Raw genomic sequence first — 23,313 nt, forward strand, 5'->3', positions numbered from 1 at the left:
CTCCCTTGTTAGGCTATGTATGTCGCTTCAATTTACCTAGAGAATTCGATTCTCCTCTGTATAGTTTATCGGCAAATTAGTAGGGATGTTAAGGAAATACTTCATAATTTGTCTTTTGGTGTGGGTGAATAAAGTAGTGATTTTTTAAGAGTTCCCCATAAAACTTCAACTCTCCTTCTAGAATGTTATGATAATAGAATCACACCCTTTAGGAGGTCGTCTATTTGTTACTACTGCTCCATAAGAGATTCTTCACTCTCTTACTAATCAGCACATTCGTATTCGCAATCCTTCCTTTGACAGTGAATGCGGAATTAGGTTGGAATGCATCTGTTGATCAACCGACAGATAAAACCTGGACCATTACATTCAATAAACCTGTGGCTCCTACAAGTGTCAATACTAATTCAGTATTTGTAGTTGATGAGATGGGGAATAAAGTGACAACTAAACTCTTGCCAGATAGTGATAAAGTGATTGTTTCCCCCCCAATCGAGGGCTATAATCACTCAACAACCTATTTCCTTCACATCACGACAGATGTAACGAATATGGATGGCACCCCACTCAAAGAAAGCGTTCGTAAAAAATTCACCATCGTGGAAGCGGACCCAACATATGATACAGCGACGCTACACCCAGATGGCACGACAACCGTTCGTCAATCATTCGATACATATAATGAGGCGCTTGTATCGTTAACGGCCGGACAAGTTATTTTGTATGGGGATACCATCATCAAAATGGACAGCGGAATCGTTGTGACAAAGCCGACTACCGAAAGTGTTTTGACAATCATTTATGCGGATCAAAACTTCAAAAAAGAAGAAACTTATGTTATCAATGATACCGAATTAGAATATGTAGAGTCGACGGAGAACTATGTAAAAATTAAAGTTGCAGGCAATCCGGGTTTCATCAAACATGAGAATAGCAACTTGCTGCCTTGGGCTACTGTCAAGGATAACCGATCTTATTATTCTACTCGAAATGGTGTCCTTACCCATTCTATCTACTCAAATAAGACTCGTACTTTCTCATCCTATCAGGCTGGAAAAGCTCCAGCGTTTCTGAATGATGGTGAGCGCTACTACAGTTGGAATGGAAGCCATTTCCTTGATCGTAACGGAGCACAAGTTGGGACTGGCTATCAGTACTTTCAATTTCTATCCGCACGAAGTAAGACACAGTATACAGCTGAGGATATCGATGCTTATATTCTGACGATGCTACAGAGTCTTGAAGTCGATTACCCCAATGATCCGACTTATCACAACGCAGCTGAAAAAAGTAAACTCATTGGTCTCGGGGCATTTTTGAAAGAAGTTGAGGAAGAACAACAAATTAATGCCTTGCTCATTCTTGCTTTGGCGCAGCACGAAAGCACATACGGTCTAAGCGAGCGAGCACAGCAATTCAATAATCTCTTTGGTTTGAAAGTATATGATGACAGGCCTGTCCCCGAATATTTTGAAACTATCGAGGACAATATCCTAGAGCTTGTCACCTCCTTTTTCAATAAAAACTATATCCCACCCAATAGCGCCTATGGCTATGGTGCCATTCTGGGCAATAAGGTAGTTGGCTTTAACGTCAAATATGCCTCCGACCCGTATTGGGGAGCGAAAGCCGCCGGTCATATGTATCGTATAGATAAAACGATGGGCGGAAAAGATTTGACTAATTCACATACTATCGGTCTGACAACAGAAGCGTTAAATGTCAGAAGTGGCCCTGATACAGACTTTGAACGTATTTTCAGGTACACCAAGACCGGCATTCCGGTTATGATTGTCAAACCGGTCGAATCATCACCATGGTTAAAAATCATCTCAGATTCAGCTGACTACGATGAGCTATTCGTTCATGGCGATTATGTTGAACATATTCCAATCGTTAAATAACAGCGCAACATCCGCCCAGGGTCCCATCGGACACTGGGTGAATTTTTATGTCATATCTACGATTACTGCCCTTTCATATACCGCAAGACTAAAGACACAATACTGATTAAAAAAACGAAGCGAAGAACTCCTATCTACGTATTTTCTCACAACTAAAAACCCCCATAGAAAAAAATAATCGTCAGACTATAGTCCATTTAACCTTTTTTCAATAAATGAGTATATACTACTAAAAACATGCCATTGTATACCGATAATACTAGTGGAGGTGATTTATCTTGAAAAAAATACTCTCTTTTAGTTGTACGTTTATAATTGTATCTTTACTTTTCTTTGGCCAATCCATTTCAGCAGAAGTCGACATGATAACAGTTGTCTACGATGAACTTATCGAGGAATCTATCAAAGAATCTGATGAAGGTATTGAGCTTTTATCGACTCAATCTAGTCCTAATTCCTATCAGATGATCCAGTCTGCCTTATTAGCTGGCGAAACAGAAGGGCAATTTGACACAACTGAACTAGCCTATTTAGAAGTGAGTCAATTGATTTTGCAAGTCTTACAAGAAAATCCTGAAATTATGTATCTTCATAGTTGGTCGGCTTGGTCTAACGGTAATATGGAGTTCAACTATTCAATCCCTACACCACTTGTCCAAACAAACCAGCAGCTACTTCAAGCTGAAATCAACACGGTTCTTGCTTCTATTATCAAGCCTGGTTTCACAGACTTTGATAAAGTGAAAGCCATTCATGATTACTTGGCCCTGAATACGGCGTACGATTACGATAACTTTCTAAACGATACCGTCCCAGCTGATTCTTACACTGCATTTGGTGCACTTATCAATGGCATTGCTGTCTGCGACGGGTATACAAAAGCTGCACAGATTTTATTAGATCGACTCGGTATCGAAAATCACTATGTCGTTGGGCACAGTAACGGCGTGCTCCATTCATGGAACCTTGTCCAGTTAGATGGACATTTTTACTTCATGGATATTACGTGGGATGATCCCGTTCCGAATATACCGAATTACGTAGACTACTCCTACTTCCTTATTCCCGCTGACCAGCTCAGAAATGATCATCAGTGGAACGAAGCAAACTGGCCGACAGCAACAAGCACTACCTACAGCTACTTCAAGGAGTTAAATAGCAAGATTGAACTCGATGGCTATTACTACTTCAGCAGTAATGTTGATGAGGACAAGCTATACAAAATCGCGAAAGACGGTACCGATAAACAACAGATTAATGACGTTCGCGCGCCATACTTTGTCATTTCTGGCGATTGGATTTACTTCAGTAACTACTCCCATGGCGGATATCTTTTTAAAATGAAAACAGACGGCACCGCGCTTGAGGAATTGAATACCGTTCACTCGACTGACCTGACAATAGAAGGCAATATGTTAAGCTATTTAGATAACACAACAAACCAGCGGAACACGCTGTTTTTGGAGTCGGTGATTGACAATCCTATTACTCCACCCACAACTCCAATTGGCATTGTTGTTGATTCCGATAAAATGTGGACGGTTACGTTTAGCCATAAAATTGATTGGACATCTATTTCAGATAACACAGTTGTTGTCACGTCCGCGGATGGTATCCCTGTTGCTGTCACATTCAATCTTGATAGCACTGAAACGAAACTGCTCATTCACGCACCACAAAGCGGCTATACAACCAACACCAATTATGTGTTAACGATTGAAAATGTGATGTCACAAACAGGTCAAGTTCAAAAGGCTAAAAAGGTTCATCTTTTTTATGTACGATAAGAAAATGCGTATATCCACCTTTTCATCTCAAACTAATACCCCAGTCCACCGAAGGGTGACTGGGGTATTAGTTTAATAATAAAGGAAAAGGATACGTAATACCAATTTACCCCATCAATTACTTCCAATCTTGTCATCCACAATATACAACATCCTTTCCCGTTCCATAAAGCGTGAAATGCTTAAGAGCGTATGCAATCGACCATGTTGTTTTAAAGTCGTATGCTTCGAGGCTGCGACTGTAATCGCTGTTCCATCCATGAATGTGATAAGTGATTTACCCTTTTCAATTTCCTTAATTGTGAAACGATGATTAAAGATCCAGACACAATTTGCATTTCTGGGTGAGGCCGTTGGAAAAACGCCAATTTCGTTTGGTGCTATGAGAAACGGTGATTTTTTATCATAGTTTAATAAGGTCGCTGCAGCATTGATGCGGCCCTTCATCGTTGAAAAAAAGTGGAGACACGCCTTATTGAGTAGATTTTGTGGAGTCAACTTGGAATAGTAGATACCGTGCGTTGTAATGATTTTCGATTTGTAGCCATCCGTGTAAAACGATTTTACCGCCAATGTTCGTGCATCAATCAAATAAGAATCACAGTTCAGCAATTTAAATTCCCCCTTCTCCTTTTCTATACCTCTACATTACCATTTACCTAAACCTAAGAATAGTCCTATTTTGTCAATTATATGGAATAATCAATCTTTTATTGTTACATATATCACTTTCCTCCCCTTCATTCATCAAATTTAGTGCGCCAAACCTCATAAACGCCCATTGGTTTCTCCATTTCCAATGACTTACGATGGACTCACCCGGGAATACAAAGCATCGTGCACGGTCTGAAAGGCCGCCAAATTGATGAATTTCGAAGATACATTAAAGCAGTATGAACCTATGATTTCCGCCTCTATTCGCAAATTGAATATTTATCGGGATCATGAGAGTTTTAGACAGGCAGGGCGCGTCGCCTTATGGCAGGCATGGAGTCGTTTTGATGAGACCAAAGGAAATTTCACTCCATTTGCTTATCGAAGCATTCGTGGCGCTATGTTGGATGAATTGAAAAGAGAAGGTCGATTTGAGGAGCATGTTACGCAAACGGAAGATGACCTGTTGATAGTGATTTGCGGAGCGAGCACCCTAGCCCATGAGTGGTCGGATAATCTTTCGGATGCACTTGTTACATTATCCTCTACAGAACAGCAACTTGTTCAATGGTTATTCCTCGAAAGATGGACGCTAGGGGAATGTGCTGAAAGAAGTGGAATTACAGTGGCAGGTATAAAAAAGAGGAGGCAACGAATGTTAGTGAAATTGAAGGAAATTTTGACAAAACAATAGAGGTAAATAGCAATAGCCCCCAGCTGCTGTTCATCTGGGGGCATTCCTTATTTCTTAATAGTCCTGACTCACTTTCTATTTCATTCCACACTAAACTTCATTTGCACTTTGTTATTTAATGGCTTATTATGTTTACTTTGCATATCCGTCGTGATGGTCAAATAATGGTGGCCATGCGCCCAAGTTGTGGCTGGGGTAATGCGTAATTTTGTTGGATTGCTCACATCGACCTTTGTCGTAAATGACGTGATTGGTTCACTGCCATCAGGCTTCCGTGATATGAGGATTGCTTGACTGTAGTCCTTATCGAGTACAAGTTCCTGATTAAATGTTACAGTGAATGCATGTGTAACTGGAACTGTCTTGTCAGGAAAATCACCGACAAAGCTTTCACCCATTAGATGATTCGTCAATTTCTCGATATTTAACAAACCTGTCCCAAAATGATTATCACGTCCAGGCTCCCCTAAATCCTGTGCAGTCGTTGTCAATAAATTAGTAATTTCATCATTCGACAACTCTGGTTTCAACGCTTTCATCATCGCCACAGTTCCAGAGATAATCGGTGCAGAAAATGACGTCCCTGAGTCCTGTCTATAAGCATCCCGGGGGGCTGTCGTCCATACCCTTTCACCAGGAGCGACAAGATCGACGAATCGATTGTAGCTTGAAAATGACGATCGCTTATTATTTTCATTGACAGCACCAACTGAAATGACCTTATCATAGGCTGCAGGGTACATAATCGGATTCCCCTTTAGCGCATCATTGCCAGCAGCCGCAACAACAACGATTCCCGCATCTAGCGCACGTTGGACAGCTTCCTTTTCTATTTCCGAAGAATCCTTGCCACCCAAGCTCAAATTAATGACATCCACGTTCCGTGAAACTGCATATTCGACTGCCTCGATAACTGCCGATACTTTCCCTTTGCCAGTGCTACCTATAACCTTTATGGGGAGTATTGACACATTATACGGCCCTGTAACTCCGGTAACACCTAGTCCATTCCCCGCCTCTGCCGCAATCACTCCAGCAACCTTCGTTCCATGCCCATGTAAATCAGTGACTATTTCTGTATGCAAATAGAAGTCATAGCCTCCTGGTTCAATTCGATTCTTCAAATCTTCATGATTTATATCAACGCCAGAATCAATTACGGCAACAACAACTTGCTGTTGCTGAGCCCCTGCATAATCCCACATACTTCCTGCCTTTACATGAGGAATCCACCACTGTTTGCTAAAATCGGGATCACTCATTGTCGAAAGTAAATGACGTTCATAATTGGGTTCTACATACTCAATAGTCGAATCATTCTCGAGCTGCGTTTTAATCGCCGCCATATCCGCGTCTGCTTGGAAGGTCAACAGTTCTACTTGTGGCGCAATCGTTTCTACTGTTTCAACTTCCTGGAGGACTCTTGCATCAGCCAATAGGCGATAATCACTGGCATACTTTACGAGTAGCTCATTGGATAGATGACTCTCTTCTACATAACCATGGGTAATGTTTGGACTCGGTAGTATGAACAGCAATAAGATAACTGTTATGATTGTGATTATTTTCTTTCTCATATTTTCAATCCTCTCGCATTGTAGAATAGCTTAGCTACAATGTTATCAGATTAGCAGGAATACCGATAGATTAATTGGTCAATTAAACTACTTTATGAATACCAGTGGGACGCCTCCGCTGGAGATTAGATAAAAGGATAGTGAACCAAGCAAAACAAAAAGGCCTGAGCCCGGTGCAATACCGAGTTCAGACCTTATTGATTAATGAACCAAACAACACAGGAACTAGTTAGTAGATCCAAGTTTATAACTTATTCTATCAAGTCTTTTATTATCTACATCATAAGCTGTGATCGTGACAGTTGAACCCGGTTTCGCACCAATAAGTGGTAGCTTATGAATATTCTTTCCTTCATATCTCATTTCCTCGCTACCAACGGTTACTCTGTTTACATCCCGACTTGCCTTGACTGTGATAGTTGTAACTATACTGTTCGAAGTGCTGTAAATGTCTTGGATATGACCCGTGATTTGGAATGGAAATTCGACAGATTCAGTTAATGCTTTTCCATCAGTAGACTTAACATCTCTCGTAATCATCAGCATATACGACTTACCTACTTCATAAGGAGTATCCGGCGATACTTGTAAAATAGAGCCATCCCCCGCTAGTTCTAATGTTGTCGCATGCTTCTTTTTCCCATCTAACACATAGATATTGTCCGCAATCATAGTACGTTCGTCCAAAGGCTTACTAAATTTTACTTCCCATAGCTTATTGACATCGATACTAGTTTTCAAATTCCACTCTTTAGCAAGCGCCGGCTGACTAAATGTCGTCACTAAGATAATAAACATAGTTAAAAAAGCTACTAACTTTCTTCCTGTTTTCTTCAAGTATGCTGCCCCTTTCTTAATTCACTTTTAGTTCGTCAATTGAATAGTATTTCAAAATATCTTTCAACAAGGCCTTCTGCGTTAAAATGTCATAAAGCAAGTAAGCACCTGCTAGATCTTTTTTAGGAATTTCAGTATATACTTTGTTGCCTTTACCGATTTTCTTGTAAATTGGGCTCTGCAAAGGCTCTGTACCATCACCGAACACCTGAATTTCCAATTCACTATTTTTCTCAAGACCTACGTAAACAAAAGTAGATGTAGATTGAGTATCTCCTACATGCATTACCGTCTTCTTCTCGCCCTCTTCGACGATTACCTGAACTTTCTTCACACCCGCAGCTGCAGTTACTTCGATTGTTGTAATACTTGGTGTTTCTTTGCCCGTATCAACTGTATTCACAATGATTTTTTCTACTTTTTTACTCGGAACATTCAGTCGCTTATTCTTTGTTATTGCGTCCTCAAATTCTTTCTCAGTCAATTTATCTAGCGACGTACCTCCATCGAATGTTGGAACGGTAATCGTCAGTTGCTCTGCCACCGGTAGATCCTCTTTGTAGTTCACCAGTACGGTTTTCGGAATTTTAATGTTCACGACTTGGTCTCGAATAATTGAATACCCAGTAACCTTAGGTACAGTGATCGTCAGCATTTTTTGATCAGCAGAAAATTCGAATTTTCCATTTGTACTGATTTCTTTACTAAGTATTGCCCATTCTTTTGTTTGATCTGTCACTGTGAAACCTTTTAACAGGGCAGCCTTTTTACTGATATTCGTAGGTAAAGTAGGGTCCCACTCTGTACCTGTTAACGTTAGGTTGATTTTTGCAGTTCCTGCTTTGATTTTTTCATCGGTGAAAGTTGCTGTCTGTGGATCAAGCTCTACTGTGGCGACTGCTCCAGTTGTAATTTCCCCAATAACATCAAGGTCTTTAGCTGTGTCATGGTCGATTAATTCTTTCGGAATTTTCATACCAAATGTATCTGCTTCCAACGAATTATAATCAGACACAGCTGGTAGCCTAATCGATATTCTATTTTTTGTAATGGTAATGTTACTTAAGTTATCTTCCAAGGCAGTCGTGATTGAATTGCTAACAGTAAAAATACTCTCGACCAAATCCTTATCAATCTCTAGCTTCTCTTTAAATGCAGCATTTTTCAATGTGATTGAAATGACTTTACCGCCTTTTTGAATGTCTACCTGATCAAGGACTATGTCTTTCCCACTTGGCAATTCAGCTTGGACAGCAGTGATTTTGAATGCTGACGGTGTAATTGGACTACCTGATGTAGCCAATATGTCTGCTGGAATCGTTAGTTTGACAGATATATCATCCGTTAACATGAAGCCGGAATCTTTTTCTAAAGTAATCGTTAGAACTGTGTCACTTGTTCTTTCAACTTTTTTAATAGGTAAAGTCACTGGTTTATCTTCTGCATCTATAAATTCAGGTTGAAATTTCTCTAACTTCGTTAGATCTGTTGTCCAACTGTCGTTTTTCAACGTCACTATCATTTCCTTGCCGCCTTTGGCAATGTCGAATTCATTGGAACCCACAATTGAACCTGAAACGATTGCGGATTGGTTAGTTATCGGTGTAATTGTGAATGCATCTAGTATTCCTGTATTCGAGCTCCCTGTTGCCGTTATAGCGCTTGCATCAAATTTGATGAGTGTATCTGCCCCAACTTTATATTCAGCAAGTGGTGGTAATATAATTGTGACGACTTCATCATTTGTTCTCACTACATTCGCTCCTGCATTGATCGCGTCTTTATAGGCAGGATCGAACATGAAACCTTTCAGTAATTTTTGTCCTGAAGCTGAATTACTCGCAATATCATTTGCCCACACTCCATTAACTACTGTAACGACAATAGTCTTGCCACCATTTATGATATCTGTTTGGGTAACTTTAGGTGTAGCCGTTCCTGTAATGATCACTTTCGGTGCAGCGTTAATTGTGAATTCCGCTTCATTTATCCTAGTATTATTTTTCAATAATTGCTGAGGAACATTAAGCGTAACAGTTTGGTTAGTACCTAGTTTATAGTCCGAAACTTTTGGAAGTGTAATTACTAGGGTATCGCCAGTCGTATCCGAAATACTTAACATATTCTTTACCTTGTCCCACTGCTCCTTCTGATCTTTTGGGACAAGTGCGTTAATGAGATCTTGTCTCTTTGTGTCTGAATCAATGCTCCATTCGTTATCCGTCAGCGTTAGGGTAATTACTGCTTTCCCTGTCTGTATATCCGCCTCTGTCACTGAAGTTGGAGTTATCGTAAGGGTTGAAGTTTTAGTATGTGTAATGACGAAAGAAACAGGCACATACGTTACTATTTCAGCTCCATCTTTAACTTGTGCAGTCGGGAGTTCCATTGTGATGGTTTGATCCGCCTTGATGTCATAGACAGCTTTTGGCAGTGTCAGGGTTAGAGTTTGGTTAGTAATAGCCATACTAATCTTTGATTTATAAGCATTCCATTCATCCGTTTCACTACTTGTGATCATACCTGCAATCAAATCTGCAGTATTGATGCCTTTCCCCCAGCTATGATTACTGCTCAAAGTAAATTTAATCGTTGAGCTTTTCGTATTGATGTCATCTTGCGTTATCGTTCCTGGATATACTGTAATGATACTAGCGTCTGCTGCCAATACAACTGACGGCAAAACCGTAGAAAGTATCAGCATAAATGCAACTAGTGGCAACAGAATCAGCCGTGCGTATTTTTCAGTATTCTTCATTGATTTCATTTGTTTGCTCCTCTTTTTTGTAGTTTGTAGTGGAAATGATATGTATGTGCTATCTCCTATCTAGTTCATCGGTAATTATTCCAATATATGAAGGAATAAGCATATAAACAATCAAAAAGGGAGCAGGATTAGTTACAACCCGCTCCCTTTTATATACTTTTACTTGAAAACGTCAACCATCATCTTTTTATTATAGTAACCGTTTTATCGAAGGCTGAATCTGCCAGTGTAGTTGTAGCTGGTACACTTACTTCGGTCAATCTATTACTACCGAAAGCATAACCGCCAATTGAACTCATACTGTCTGGAATTGTAACAGATGTCAATAGATTATTTGCAAATGCACCTTCCCAAGAGTTTCCACCATCAATCGTCGTCACACTGTTCGGGATTGAGACAGATGTTAACTTATTTTTATAAAATGCTGCCTTTCCAATTGTCGTCACCGTGTTCGGGATGGTTATATGCGTAATTTCGTTGTCTGCAAACACATTTGAACTAAGGCTAGTGACTTTTGAAGGAATCGTAATTGTCGTTAAATTATTATTTGCAAACGCATATTCCCCAATCGTATCAAGGCTTTCAGATAGGTTCGCCTGTATTAACTGATTATTCCGGAAGGCGTATTTACCTATGTTTATTACTCTGTTCGGGATTGAAATTGTCGATAACTTATTATTTTCAAACACAGAATCCTTTATACTTGTCAAACTGTTCGGGAGCGTGATTGCTGTAAGTAAATTCCCTTTAAATACACCACTTTCTAAAGTGATTAGATTAGATGGTAGACGAACACTTGTTAATTTATTATCAGCAAATGCGTGTCCGCCAATATCTGATACACTATCGGGAATCTCGACTGTTTCCAAAAGGTTACTTGCAAACGCACCTTCCCAAGAGTTTCCACCATGAATGATGGTTACACTGTTAGGGATTGAAACTGACACTAACCTATTCTGATAAAATGCAGCTTTTCCAATCGTTGCAACAGAGTTCGGAATTGTCACATTGACTAATTTGTTTTTAGCAAATGCGCTAGGACTAATCGTCTGAAGTCGATTCGGGATAGTAACCTCTGTCAAACTATTATTCTCGAATGCGTAGCTACCCATACTCACAACACTATTCGGGATTGTTACGCTCGTCAATTCATTGTTTTGGAAAATATAATCTCCTAGTGTCGTAATACCTTCCGGGATGACTAATGATGTCAACTTATTATTTGCGAACACAGATCCCTTCATCACCCGCAAACTCTGTGGAAGTGAAATGTTTGTGAGCTGATTAGCTTTAAATGCGCCCGCTTCAAGTGTAACAAGGTTCGCTGGCAATCTTACTGACAGTAAATTATTGTCTGCAAATGCATGACCACCAATGGCAGTTACGCTATCTGGAAGATAGACATCTGTTAGATAGTTACCAGCGAATGCACCTTCCCAAGAATTCCCGCCAACAATTGTTGTAACTGTGTCTGGTATAATTACGCTCACCAGATTCTTTTTATAAAACGCGGCTTTTCCAATGGTTTCAACCAACTGTCCATTTATTTCACTTGGAATACAAACTTCCTTCGGTCCTGCAATATCATAGGCCGTAATGGTACCTGCACTAAACGTAAACCATTTGGCGTCCGTCTCCGTACATGTGTCTGGTTCTGGATCTGGGATAACTTCCCCTGTCAATGTTGTAAATTGCTTATTATACCTCTTTCCATTATCAAGGAAAATCTTCAACGTATACGTCGCACCACGCTCATAAGGGTCAACAGGCGTCACTGTTGCCTGATTACCATTCAGTTGAATGCTAACAGGAATGAACGAATCCCCTTTTCGTATGACCATGCCGTTGATTTTGTCATATGTCGCTAAACCAGAAAACGTAATGGTCCATGCTTTGCTAATGGACACACCATATTCTTCAGGAAACGACTCAAAATCTCCAGCTGCCTCAAGTGTTCGTACATCACTATTGTCAATTCTCATACCATACTCATCAAATGGATAATCCTCAAAATCTGCGAAGGCCGCAAAAGGGAGTAAACTAAGCATCAAGATTAGCATTGCAATTATTTTCACTGGCTTTTTCATCATGTAAATTCTCCTCCTCATTGTTATCATCTACTTTCGGTTTCCTTGATATACTCCTTTCTTTCACTACTTCTACCGTTTTTAGTTAATCGAAAAATTCTGTATTCCGCTCCATTTTAGAATACGAAGGTTAAGTTTAGGTTAAATATGAAAAATCCCTTTGACCGATTGTTGTCGGTCAAAGGGATAGTTACTATACTAGTTTTCTTCATTGACTTGAGCTGTAACTGTTATGTGCTGGCTGCCCATAACAATGCCATTTTCGTCAATTGCTACAATGGTTACGAACGCCTCTCCTGCAGCAAGGTTAATTGTTTTATCATCATTTTCAACAATTCCTTCTGTCGCTCTGATTACTACAGAAATGGTAGATGTAATATCCAAACCATTTTCGTCAAACACTTGGTAATTAATCTCGGTCACTACACCCGCTGGTACAGTCATGTCAGCTGCTTCAACTTTAACTACTTTTTCCCCTACGTATTCAAACTCACTTGAACGTACAGTTTCTCCGTCTTGAATAGCTAAACTATAAGTTACTTTTGAAGTAAGTGGTTCTTGGAAGTTAATAATGACTGATTTTCTGTCCTCCAATAGTACAATATCTTGCACATACTTTTCTTCAGCATTATTCGTATTGAATACTGTTACATATTCTTTACCTAGTTCTTCTATCTCTATATCAAATATGACTTTTACAGATGTAGCGTCTATAACTGACACTATAATTTCTCCAATTTCCTTTTGATAATCCGTCAGTTCTATAATCCCTCCTTCAGTCACATTCAATATTTTCGTTGGCACGTACGCTATTAATGGCAGAGCACCTGTATTCGTTACTATTGTTTTTTCACCTGACCAAGTATAAAGGGTACTTGAATACGCGCCTGCTAATTGATTTTTATAATGGCCCCTCAAATCACCGTTCTTCCTATAGGTTGCATAATCATATGTGCCTGCCCCTGTTAGCTTAATTGTATTATCAAAAGCCTGATTATTTGTAAATGAATAGGTTTCTCCTGCTCCAATGATAAAGGTACTTAAAGTCTCGTCCTGTTCTTGAGTTACACTAAACAAATTCGTTGGTACATACACGGTTAGTGATTGTGCGCCTGTGTTTGTGATTATTGTTTTTTCACCTGACCAAGTATAGAGTGTACTTGGATACACACCTGCCGCCTGATTTTTATAATATGTCCGAGAGCTACCGTTCTTCCTATAAGTTGCATAATCATATGTCCCTGCCCCTGTTAGCTTGATTGTATTATCAAAAGCCTGGTTATTTGTAAATGAATAGGTCTCTCCTGCCCCAATGATAAGAGTGCTTAAAGTCTCTTCCTGTTCTTGGGTGACACTAAACAAATTCGTCGGCACATACACCGTTAGTGATTGTGCGCCTGTATTCGTGATTGTTGTTTTTTCACCTGTCCAAGTATAGAGTGTACTCGGATACACACCTGCCGCCTGATTTTTATAATATGTCCGAGAGCTACCGTTCTTCCTATAGGTTGCATAATCATACGTGCCTGCCCCTGTTAGCTTGATTGTATTATCAAAAGCCTGGTTATTTGTAAATGAATAGGTTTCCCCTGCTCCAATGATAAGGGTACTTAAAGTCTCGTCCTGTTCTTGAGTTACACTAAACAAATTCGTTGGCACATACACGGTTAGTGATTGTACACCTGTGTTCGTGATTATTGTTTTTTCACCTGACCAAGTATAGAGTGTGCTCGGATACACACCTGCCGCCTGGTTTTTATAATATGTCCGGGAGCTACCGTTCTTCCTATAGGTTGCATAATCATATGTGCCTGCCCCTGATAGCTTGATTGTATTATCAAAAGCCTGATTATTTGTGAAGGAATAGGTTTCTCCTGCTCGTATTTCTTGCTTCACTAATGCTGGAATATCAGCTATGGTCACACTTATATGTCGAGATGGTGCTGAAGCATTTACAAGATTACTTAGCGATGTTATCTTCGCCTTTCCACCAGCAGGGATATAAAGTGCAGCTCCATTATTGTTATTATGATTGAAAGTGTAAATTCTATTCCGACTATCATAAACTACATAATCATAAATAGATTTCTCAACCCGAAGCAAAACACTACCGTTCGATTTATTCATCCATTCTGATGTTGTTTTACCTTGTTGATAGATAGTAGTATAGGCTTCTTCATCTGTAGGTTTTATAGTAACCCCATCAGGGACTTGAATAGGCTCGGAAAGTTGCTTGTTAAATGAAATAATCGCTACTGAATTTGCAGGAATATATATATAGCGACTTGCTTTAGACTGACTAACTATACGCCCACTTGAATTATATGCTACATAGTCTACTGCATCCTTAAGAGATAATGATTTAGTTGAATTAGTGTTATTCGTCAATTCATAATTCACTTCATATGGAACTGTTACCATTGCATCTCCAGTAGGTAAATCAGGAATCATTGGATCCTTCTTCACATTTACAAGCAACTTTGCTTGTTCAATACTATTGCCATCATTATAGCTCGCAGTAATCGTTACCTTCTTATCACTTTGGAGATCATCCACACGGATTCTTCCATTCGATGCAACCGTTACACTAGGGTCACTTGTTTCGTATGTTGTTTTACTCGTGACATTCTTAATTAAAGATTCTCCTAGGCTAAAATCAAAAATAGTTGCTGTAACTTCAATCGGTTTTGTCGAGCCACTCTCTATATCAATTTCACTCGTATTAAATTTAATGGACTGTAAGGTCTCACAATTGCTTAGAAATGCCGCCGGTAATTTATAGCCATGTAATGACCAAGACTTATTAAATGGATATGGAAACGAAGGGAAAGTTAAACCAATATCATGAAATACGCCCACTTCACCGGAGCTGCAATAACGAATTTGATTATTATTTGAGATTAATTGTCCTTTTACTAACTTCATATTCCCATATACACCAACATCATTTGCCAGCTTTATTACTTTGATTTTTAAATAGGACCCATCTAGCGCTGCACGGAATCCAACTTTAGTTTCTAATCCACCTTGCCCACTTTGTGATATATCTGTTTGGTTGTTCATTGTTCGAATCGGTTCAAAACTATCTTGTTTCTTTATCACGCCTACCTCTACAAAGGTTGTATTTGAAATACTGGCATGATATTCACCAATTGCTGCCGTTTTTATAACACCACTAAATCCACCACCAATTGTAAATCCAGGAATTTGAGGAACTGGAACTGATAGCTTCCCCATATTCACTTCAACCTCTTTAAACTGGATGGGCTTCCCTAACTTAATAGAACCTTCCGCATTAAATGATAGCTTAGTAATAATAGTTGTTGAAAATGTGAATTTCAGCTCTTCAAGGCTTGTTTTACTTTTACTCAATTTTAAATAAGGATTTAAAACAGGATTTTCCAATTTGATAGTCCCTGAAACTAGCATTTTCTGATTTTCAATAATCAATGGAAAATCAGAAAGCGTAAATTGTAGCCCTTCAAAAAAAGAAGCCGATTGTACATCATATTCTTTATAATCGCTAACTGTAACTTCTCTTGCTAATGAGTCTGGAATAATATGACTTGCATTAATAGCAATCGACTGATTCAAATCAAGTTCTTTCAGCACCTCATTTATAAATGGAACAGACGTAGAGAGGATAACTTCACCATTCTCTTCACTCATCTGCTCTATTTTCCTTGCAATTCCCTCAGGGAAAGTTGCATTAGGTTCAATAATAACAACGTCCCCCACTTGTAAATCTTCTGCGGTTTCAGTGCTTATTCTTAACTCTTCACCACTCTCGCCAGCCTCATCATTATCGCTATCTCCTCCTAGCACTACACCCTCTTCTGGAAGAACAATAGCACTTTCTAATCGTTCAATTGACGCAGCCTCTTCACGTTCAATCATAAACGTTTTGTTCACACTTTTTTTCAACGGATTACCTTGTTCATCTTTCACATCTGCTGTGATATGAAGTGAATAGGTCTCCCCTTCAAGATATCCTCCTTCAGGGGGCTGAATGACTATCTCATTGTTTGCTTTTCCGATAGATATATCAGTATGTATAGTATGGCCTAGTTTATTTTTCACATATATATTCTCATTGGTGACAGTAGACAAATCTAAAAAAGAATTAAATGTAATTGCCCAAGTTTTATTCGATGAGACATTAACAGAGGCATTCCACTCAATGTCACTGTTCCCCTCATCAGCCGCCAAAACCGTTGACCATGGAAGCCAACTATTCAGCATCAGAATCGCTATTACTAAAAAAGTACCTATCTTATTCCACTTTACCTTTTGCATAATCAGTCTCCTTACTTTAGTCTTATACCATCCGCACTAACTATACAATAATTCTGTAAACTAAACCAATTTTCATATGTGGTGATTAACCCCCAAAAACGTAATCAGCACTAGTTGCTTTACGTATATTTGTTTTGGTTCAATTTGGAGCAAACAACTTCTGTAGTATTACTGTGCTTATTTTGAGTACTTTATTACAAAAAAATCTAGCCGAATCAATTTCATAATTGAACAATCAACAATAAAATCCGAACAAGGTTGATTTGCACTTCAGGTGGACGCTTCCTTGCCCCTAGTCAATAGTTATTTTGAATTTCTTAATAATAATTTACAGAAACGGAAAGAAAGCTAGTGGAAAAACCTATTCTATTAGTTGAATAAATGTACCTTGCTAACAACGCTTGGGGCTAGAGGATGCCTCCCGCGATAAGCCAGTAGACGCCTTCCCTAGGGAGTAGATAGAATCATTAATTCAACATATATATTTCAAACATAATTACGACAATGCTGATTGATGTATGCCAATTCATTTAGCCCCTCGACCAATTTTTGGGCGAGGAGCTTTTTTCGTTGTAATTGACAGTTACCTCTGCGACTAATCACCAAAATTATCCATACCATTAAGCAATAGTTACCTTGTACTACTTCCTCCCTGCCTCCACTTCCGTCCATCTTTTCGATGTGCCGGCTGAATGTAATGGTAGTACACGAAAGGCAAATTCATATCCTTAACGCTATCTACATAAGTCCTATTTACATAGGTTAAGTCACCTTCTCTACGCAGTATACCTTCATATTCCTCATCAACAATTGTGATTGTCCCATTATCTCTCCCTCTCAAATGCTTGACCAGCTCTTCCGTATCTGGATTATTTCCCAAAATAATATACGCTCTCACACTATATGACCTCATTTCTAATTTGTAATAAATGTAAGTCAATAGTAGCATATAATCAGAATAAATAAAACGTCCTTTTGGAAATTTAATGACAATTAATACCGACTTTATTTCTATCTTTCGACGAGCAATCGTCGCCAGTCTACTCGGAACAAAGGTGAGTGTTGAGGGGCTATCATTTGGATTTGGGAATTCGCTTTCTTTCGCAATCGTTTCAGATACCATTTAGTTGGTTCTATTATACATTCCACTCACTCAAAGCTGCTTCATCGCTCCCCTTAGATGATCCGCGGCCAAATGCTGATACCTCATCGTCGAACGCAGATCAGCATGTCCCAAAATACTAACAATCGTATGCTGTGGGACATTTTTTGTCGTCAAATAGGTTGCCGTACAATGGCGCAGTGTATGTGGTGTAATCGGCGTATCGAGCCCTGCCACCCAGCGCAGCTTATTGCGGATATCTGATGCACTCAATGGCTGATTGGACAACGCTGTGACGAAAATACATATTCCGTTCCCTCTAGGCTTTGCCCAGCAAAGCCGTAAGTTCGATTGTCCATTACACTCTTCCTTCCCTTTTCCTTGATTATAAGACGGAAGGGGTGGAAGTCGCTTAGTTTTGCTAGGTTCGACGAAAGCGTTGGCTACTAACTCTTGATTACATCCATTGGTAAAATCGCCTTTCAATTGCCAAAATACACATTGAGAATAACATCACGAATTCCGAAATAGTTGAACTAGTCAGTCAAAAGAATTATACTATAATAGTAGAAAGTGCTTCTATTTTTTGAGCGTAAAAACATATATACGTAGTGTAATTAGAATCTATAGGAGGCTTAACATGAGACAATTAAATTATGAAAAATTATTCAAGGCGACGTTGGCCACAACTGTTGCAGCAGGGGCTATCGTTGCGGTTACACCAGTAAACACGGAAGCAGCAACGCGGACATTTTCTGATGTGAAAGACATTCCAAGTCATCACTTTTACGAAGCAGTTATGGACTTGTCTTCACGGGGCATTATTGGGGGATACCCAGATGGCACATTCAAACCAAGTCAAAATATTAGTCGACAACATGCTGCAACATTTTTGGCGCTGTCACTAGGACTAGATACCGTCAATGTAAAAGATCCAGGATTTAAAGACGTGAACAAAAAGAATCCCTACTACGGCGCGATTGCTGCGCTTGTTGAAGCAGGAATCATTTCAGGTTATGCAGATAATACGTTCAAACCAAATGATAATTTGACACGAACGCAGATGGCTAAAATACTTGTACTTGGGTTTAACTTTAAGTCACAGGGTGCACAAAGCAATCCGTTCAGCGATATAACTAACAGTAAATGGAATAAGAGTTATATACAAGTATTGTATGCGAACAAAATTACGACGGGAACAACACCAACGACCTTCTCGCCTAATGCATTTGTCACGAGAGGGCAATTGGCTTCTTTCATTTTCAGAAGTGAAGCGGCAACAACAAGTGCGAAGCCTACACCAACACCTAAGCCAGATCCAGTACCAGAGGCAGTCAGCCAAAACCAGAGAGCTGTAGAAGCAGCAGCCAACCAAGTAAAAGGTGGTTCGGTTACGCTTCCAAATGGACAAACTACAACAGATGCGCAGAAATTAGCGGCTGTCCAAACTTATGCGACCGGCCTAGTCACTGATAAAGCGGTTAGTGTCAAAGTGACGAAAGCTACTAAATCCGGGAGTTATATCGTAGCCTTGACAAAAGGCAGTGCGAGAGCGACTAAAAATATTTCTATGCGATTTGAAGCACCAGCACCCACGCATTATGTTACAAATGTCAAATCACTGAACGCTAAACAAGTGGAAGTGACATTTGCAGCGCCAGTTTCGAAGTCTACTGTCCTGGATGCTTGGAACGTCGTTCAAAATATGTCCATCACAACAAGCACGAGTTCTACTAGGAATCCTGGCCAACTGGCAGGCGCTTTATCGGCAGATGGAAAAACAGTTACGATTACAGCGGCTAATAGCTTCCATGGTGACTACACATTCACATCAACAGATGCCATTAAATCGACTGCAAACGAAGCATTTGAGAAGCACACAGCCACCTTGAAAGTGAATGACACGACCGCACCTAAGCTAGTGTCTGGTTCTACCACAGCAAAAACATCGACGAATTCGTTTTCCCTATTTTTCGATGAACCTGTGAGTGCCGCGGGTGCTACCGCTTATGTCAACAATACGGCTGCGACAATCACAAACAATTCGACTGATCCTAAACGTTTGGATATTACAGCACGCACATCCGTTCAAGTAGGCGCGACTGCAAGGATTTCCGTCACAAATGTGAAGGATTATAATAATAATTCAACATCTCCAAACACAGTGGAAACAACGATTACAGTTGGCGCCGATACGACTGCTCCAACTGTGACCAATGTAAGAGTCACAACTGACAACAAAATCGAATTAACATACGATAAAGATATGGACATCTCTTCATTCGCAGGGATGGCGCGGGTCGTCTATCCCAATGGCTCAACTAGCCAACTAACTGCATCCGCAGGCTGGAATGCCAGAACCGTTATCCTATCGGGTGCATCATCGATTTACAATAATACGTACAATACTGTACTCTATATTGATGCTGGCGTAAAAGACAAAGCCGGCTATAAAACAACCCAATATTCAACGAATCTATCTTTCAATCAAGATACAATTGCTCCTTCACTAACATCCGTTGAGTGGAGAGATGGTAAAATCATCGCCTATTTCACAGAAAACATTGCACTCAGCACGAATAATGTCATTACTGCGTACAATCAAAACACAGGTATAGAAACATCTATTTACTTAAACTATTACAACGGATCGAATACGACGGTTTCTAACAATACACTAACGATTCAACAGGCTTTACCAGATGGATACTATCAGCTTCGTATCCCAGCAAACACAGTTGTCGATAAAGCACCCGTTCCTAATTCAAATTCATTCACAACACAAACATTTTCGGTTCAAAATTACGGGTGGGATACAGCCTCCCCACTAGTTTACGGGATTACCAATGGTTCCGTGGCAGGGGACCTACAAACCGTTACGTATACAGTAATGGACGAGAACAGTGGTGTAAACTTAGATACTGTGCGAGATCTTACTAACTATACATGGGATGGCTATGCATTACCGGCAGGCTCCTCTGTATCAACGTCTGTCATGACTGGGTCAATCGATAAAGCAACATCTGTTTCTGTAATCATCTATGTACCGACTGCTAGTATTCCAACAACTAAAACGGCAGCATTTACAGTAAATCATCTTCAAGACAATGCCGGAAATAAGATGTTATATGCGAACAGCGGGGACGTTACATTTGTAAGCAACTATCAAAACCAACCTGAATTCACTAATGCAACAATTGGCTCAGACAATAGCTCACTCATACTCAGTTTCAGTACATCCATGTATGGAATCGATAAAAATGATTTTGCAATCACATTAAATGGTCAAACAGTACAAGCAAACTCAGTTACTCCTATTTACGATAACAGGACATTTTCCGCAGATATCAGGGCCTCTGTAGCAAATGATACGACTACTGCTGATAATAGATATGGTGACGTAATCTACTTGGATACAAATGGAGACTATGCGTATGATTTCGGAGATTTAGTTCTTGAGGTTGTTGAAGACTTTAGATACGGGGCTGATTCATACGGGACAGTTCCAATAGGTAATTACGTAACAAGCCTAACTGTCACGCTTATCGAAGATCATTTATCACCCGCCCAAGATCAGTATGGGAACCGTGCTAAATTTGGTCAAGAATACAGAGTAAGATAATCAAACCGGGTACCCACCTAAAACAATTTGTTGTTGTTTTAGGTGGGTACCTTTGCCCTTCAAGCCTCAGTACCCCTCACTCTCCAATTCTGCGTGTCACTTAGCCTTTACTAAAATGCTAAATTCTTCAAATTCCTCCTTCATTTAGTCACTCAACAGATATGGCGTATGAAATCATTTGCACCAAAAACATTTTCTATCGTTTGCAAACCATGTATCCCTTTCCTCCCCATCACTCTATATAGAGGGTGAAAGGAGGTGATCACATGGCGGCACTCGAATTTAAAAACGCAGTCGGTCGAGTTCACTTTGATGGTGGTTTGACGGAGGACGGCAAACTGATTCGCAAATCGAAGACCTATCGTAACATCGCGAAAAATGCAGACGTGGACGGCTTGTACAATGCGCTTGAGCAACTTGCGCAGTTATCAGCACTTCCGTTCACTAATGCGGAGAAAGTAGAAACATCTAACGTCATTGACTAATCGGAAACGGTCAGTTTGACGAAGAAGGGAGGGATTGGGAATGGCAAAAACTTTGCAATTGAATTTCACGACAGCAGCTGGTAAGAAAGTAATGCTGACAGTCGATGAGCCACGTGCCGGTTTAACGGCAGCAGCTGTGGAGACTGCGATGCAGGAAATTATCGCATCGGGCGTGTTCGAGGTCGATGGAACGCTACTTGAAACGTCAAGAGGCGCCCGTATCGTCGAGCGTCATGTGACTGAACTCGCATAAGCTGCATGAATCGGTTCCCTAGTTTTTCGACTGGGGGACCGGTTTTTTATTTAACTACAGAGAGGAGGAAACGAGATGGAACAATGGATGAATCTTATACAGGAAGTCGGCTTCCCGATATTCGTATCATTTTACCTCTTGCACCGGCTCGAAACGAAGCTTGTGGCGATCCATGATGTGTTGCTGTCGTTGAAGATGAAAGATATGTAAATCAAAGTCATTCATACAATAACCCTTCGACAGATTGTTGGTCGAAGGGCTGTGACAATCCCCTAACTTGCCTACAGGTATAATCATATGAAGAATAATCCTATATCCACGACACATAATGATCCAAATCTGCAACAAAAAAGAACGTTCCACGATGGAGCGTTCTGAATGTAATTATTCAATTGTTAGGTACCTATATCATTCTCTCCGCCGTCCTCCAACAATGGATCTTCCACTTCAAAATCATTCTGCTCATCCTTTTCTCCACAAGCGCTTAATAGCAATGCTACCGCCAATGGTAATGCTAAATATTTACCCTTCATTATGCTACCTCCAATGATTGATATGGCTACCAGTTATTATTATCTATCCATAATAGGAATGTATGTATTGTATTTATTTCCGTAAGAATAACGCTAGCTTATGACCGTGTCAGTTATAGGCTTTTTTGATTGGTTATGCAATAGTATTTTCAAAAAATCCATAAACCATGTATCCCTTCCCTCCCCACCACTCTATATAGAGGGTGAAAGGAGGTGATCACATGGCGACAATCGAATTTAAAAGCGCAGTCGGTCGGGTTCACTTTGATGGCGGTTTGACGGAGGAAGGCAAACTGATTCGCAAATCGAAGACCTACCGTAACATCTCGAAAAATGCAGATCCGGACGGCTTGTACAATGCGCTTGAGCAACTTGCGCAGTTGTCAGCACTTCCGTTCACTGGTGCAGAAAAGGTGGAAACATCTAACGTCATTGACTAATCGGAAACAGTTAGTTTGACGAAGAAAGGAGGGATGGAAAATGGCCAAAACCTTGCAATTGAATTTCACGACAGCAGCTGGTAAGAAAGTGATGCTGACAGTCGATGAGCCACGTGCTGATTTAACGTCAGCTACTGTGGAGGTTGCGATGCAGGAAATTATCGCATCGGGCGTTTTCGAAGTGGATGGAACGCTACTTGAAACGTCAAGAGGCGCTCGTATCGTCGAGCGTCATGTGACTGAACTCGCATAAGCGGCACGAATCGGTTCCCTAG

General features: G+C 40.1%; 18 protein-coding genes. 9 read left to right on the plus strand and 9 right to left on the minus strand.

The features are described 5' to 3' along the window. The first annotated feature begins 224 nt into the window (after positions 1–224). Both N1I80_RS17780 and N1I80_RS17785 read left to right on the plus strand, forming a co-directional pair. Entirely contained in the window at positions 225–1,904 is a 1,680-nt protein-coding gene (locus tag N1I80_RS17780) for an Ig-like domain-containing protein (protein ID WP_340739172.1), read from the plus strand. Positions 1,905–2,182: 278 nt separating this feature from the next. Beyond that, positions 2,183–3,691 carry a DUF5050 domain-containing protein gene (locus N1I80_RS17785; RefSeq protein ID WP_340739173.1) on the plus strand — a complete coding sequence of 503 codons (1,509 nt, stop codon included), beginning with the start codon at positions 2,183–2,185 and terminating at the stop codon, positions 3,689–3,691. A gap of 114 nt (positions 3,692–3,805) precedes the next feature. On the opposite strand, the gene N1I80_RS17790 is transcribed toward N1I80_RS17785, so the two are convergent. Further along, positions 3,806–4,303, minus strand: coding sequence for a competence protein ComK (locus N1I80_RS17790; RefSeq protein WP_340739174.1), 498 nt, complete (start codon positions 4,301–4,303; stop codon positions 3,806–3,808). A 253-nt stretch (positions 4,304–4,556) separates the two neighbouring features. Between N1I80_RS17790 and N1I80_RS17795 the strand changes: the two genes are divergently transcribed. Then, complete coding sequence (locus N1I80_RS17795; RefSeq protein WP_340739175.1) at positions 4,557–5,039, plus strand: sigma-70 family RNA polymerase sigma factor; 483 nt, start codon at positions 4,557–4,559, stop codon at positions 5,037–5,039. 80 nt (positions 5,040–5,119) lie between these two features. Here the strand turns inward: N1I80_RS17795 and N1I80_RS17800 are convergent, their stop codons facing one another. The 7 genes from N1I80_RS17800 to N1I80_RS17830 all read right to left on the minus strand — a co-directional run bounded on the left by N1I80_RS17800 (position 5,120) and on the right by N1I80_RS17830 (position 18,191). Then, complete coding sequence (locus N1I80_RS17800; RefSeq protein ID WP_340739176.1) at positions 5,120–6,616, minus strand: S8 family serine peptidase; 1,497 nt, start codon at positions 6,614–6,616, stop codon at positions 5,120–5,122. Positions 6,617–6,841: 225 nt separating this feature from the next. Then, positions 6,842–7,453, minus strand: a complete 612-nt coding sequence (locus N1I80_RS17805; RefSeq protein WP_340739177.1) for an Ig-like domain-containing protein — start codon at positions 7,451–7,453, stop codon at positions 6,842–6,844. A gap of 16 nt (positions 7,454–7,469) precedes the next feature. Next, a complete protein-coding gene (locus tag N1I80_RS17810; RefSeq protein ID WP_340739178.1) occupies positions 7,470–10,220 on the minus strand; it encodes a hypothetical protein in 2,751 nt (916 codons plus the stop codon). 179 nt (positions 10,221–10,399) lie between these two features. Further along, complete coding sequence (locus N1I80_RS17815) at positions 10,400–12,310, minus strand: leucine-rich repeat domain-containing protein (RefSeq protein ID WP_340739179.1); 1,911 nt, start codon at positions 12,308–12,310, stop codon at positions 10,400–10,402. Positions 12,311–12,505: 195 nt separating this feature from the next. After that, positions 12,506–16,603, minus strand: coding sequence for an Ig-like domain-containing protein (locus N1I80_RS17820; RefSeq protein ID WP_340739180.1), 4,098 nt, complete (start codon positions 16,601–16,603; stop codon positions 12,506–12,508). Between the two features lie 631 nt (positions 16,604–17,234). Further along, entirely contained in the window at positions 17,235–17,726 is a 492-nt protein-coding gene (locus N1I80_RS17825) for a hypothetical protein (RefSeq protein WP_340739181.1), read from the minus strand. Between the two features lie 30 nt (positions 17,727–17,756). Continuing rightward, positions 17,757–18,191 carry a tyrosine-type recombinase/integrase gene (locus N1I80_RS17830; RefSeq protein ID WP_340739182.1) on the minus strand — a complete coding sequence of 145 codons (435 nt, stop codon included), beginning with the start codon at positions 18,189–18,191 and terminating at the stop codon, positions 17,757–17,759. Between the two features lie 154 nt (positions 18,192–18,345). Between N1I80_RS17830 and N1I80_RS17835 the strand changes: the two genes are divergently transcribed. The 4 genes from N1I80_RS17835 to N1I80_RS17850 all read left to right on the plus strand — a co-directional run bounded on the left by N1I80_RS17835 (position 18,346) and on the right by N1I80_RS17850 (position 22,275). After that, entirely contained in the window at positions 18,346–21,327 is a 2,982-nt protein-coding gene (locus N1I80_RS17835) for an S-layer homology domain-containing protein (RefSeq protein WP_340739183.1), read from the plus strand. A gap of 266 nt (positions 21,328–21,593) precedes the next feature. Further along, on the plus strand, positions 21,594–21,812 hold the full coding sequence (locus N1I80_RS17840; RefSeq protein ID WP_340739184.1) for a DUF1659 domain-containing protein: 219 nt from the start codon (positions 21,594–21,596) through the stop codon (positions 21,810–21,812). A 40-nt stretch (positions 21,813–21,852) separates the two neighbouring features. After that, entirely contained in the window at positions 21,853–22,065 is a 213-nt protein-coding gene (locus N1I80_RS17845; RefSeq protein WP_340739185.1) for a DUF2922 domain-containing protein, read from the plus strand. A 75-nt stretch (positions 22,066–22,140) separates the two neighbouring features. Next, on the plus strand, positions 22,141–22,275 hold the full coding sequence (locus N1I80_RS17850; protein WP_340739186.1) for a YvrJ family protein: 135 nt from the start codon (positions 22,141–22,143) through the stop codon (positions 22,273–22,275). Between the two features lie 185 nt (positions 22,276–22,460). On the opposite strand, the gene N1I80_RS17855 is transcribed toward N1I80_RS17850, so the two are convergent. Next, positions 22,461–22,598 carry a hypothetical protein gene (locus N1I80_RS17855; protein ID WP_340739187.1) on the minus strand — a complete coding sequence of 46 codons (138 nt, stop codon included), beginning with the start codon at positions 22,596–22,598 and terminating at the stop codon, positions 22,461–22,463. 221 nt (positions 22,599–22,819) lie between these two features. Between N1I80_RS17855 and N1I80_RS17860 the strand changes: the two genes are divergently transcribed. Together N1I80_RS17860 and N1I80_RS17865 are read left to right on the plus strand one after the other, a co-directional pair. Beyond that, a complete protein-coding gene (locus N1I80_RS17860) occupies positions 22,820–23,038 on the plus strand; it encodes a DUF1659 domain-containing protein (RefSeq protein ID WP_340739188.1) in 219 nt (72 codons plus the stop codon). Between the two features lie 40 nt (positions 23,039–23,078). Further along, positions 23,079–23,291: a DUF2922 domain-containing protein gene (locus tag N1I80_RS17865; RefSeq protein WP_340739189.1), complete on the plus strand. Its 213-nt coding sequence runs from the start codon at positions 23,079–23,081 to the stop codon at positions 23,289–23,291. Positions 23,292–23,313: the final 22 nt, after the last annotated feature.

Origin of the sequence: Sporosarcina sp. FSL K6-3457 (genome assembly GCF_038007285.1) — a bacterium.
In the GTDB taxonomy this organism is placed as follows: Bacteria; Bacillota; Bacilli; order Bacillales_A; family Planococcaceae; genus Sporosarcina.

Bases quoted from the DNA above. Each gene is read 5' to 3' on its own strand.
- N1I80_RS17795 (WP_340739175.1), top strand. From the start codon at position 4,557: ATGAATTTCGAAGATACATTAAAGCAGTATGAACCTATGATTTCCGCC.
- N1I80_RS17800 (WP_340739176.1), bottom strand. From the start codon at position 6,616: ATGAGAAAGAAAATAATCACAATCATAACAGTTATCTTATTGCTGTTC.
- N1I80_RS17810 (WP_340739178.1), bottom strand. From the start codon at position 10,220: ATGAAATCAATGAAGAATACTGAAAAATACGCACGGCTGATTCTGTTG.
- N1I80_RS17815 (WP_340739179.1), bottom strand. From the start codon at position 12,310: ATGATGAAAAAGCCAGTGAAAATAATTGCAATGCTAATCTTGATGCTT.
- N1I80_RS17820 (WP_340739180.1), bottom strand. From the start codon at position 16,603: ATGCAAAAGGTAAAGTGGAATAAGATAGGTACTTTTTTAGTAATAGCG.
- N1I80_RS17825 (WP_340739181.1), bottom strand. From the start codon at position 17,726: ATGGTATCTGAAACGATTGCGAAAGAAAGCGAATTCCCAAATCCAAAT.
- N1I80_RS17835 (WP_340739183.1), top strand. From the start codon at position 18,346: ATGAGACAATTAAATTATGAAAAATTATTCAAGGCGACGTTGGCCACA.
- N1I80_RS17840 (WP_340739184.1), top strand. From the start codon at position 21,594: ATGGCGGCACTCGAATTTAAAAACGCAGTCGGTCGAGTTCACTTTGAT.
- N1I80_RS17845 (WP_340739185.1), top strand. From the start codon at position 21,853: ATGGCAAAAACTTTGCAATTGAATTTCACGACAGCAGCTGGTAAGAAA.
- N1I80_RS17850 (WP_340739186.1), top strand. From the start codon at position 22,141: ATGGAACAATGGATGAATCTTATACAGGAAGTCGGCTTCCCGATATTC.
- N1I80_RS17855 (WP_340739187.1), bottom strand. From the start codon at position 22,598: ATGAAGGGTAAATATTTAGCATTACCATTGGCGGTAGCATTGCTATTA.
- N1I80_RS17860 (WP_340739188.1), top strand. From the start codon at position 22,820: ATGGCGACAATCGAATTTAAAAGCGCAGTCGGTCGGGTTCACTTTGAT.
- N1I80_RS17865 (WP_340739189.1), top strand. From the start codon at position 23,079: ATGGCCAAAACCTTGCAATTGAATTTCACGACAGCAGCTGGTAAGAAA.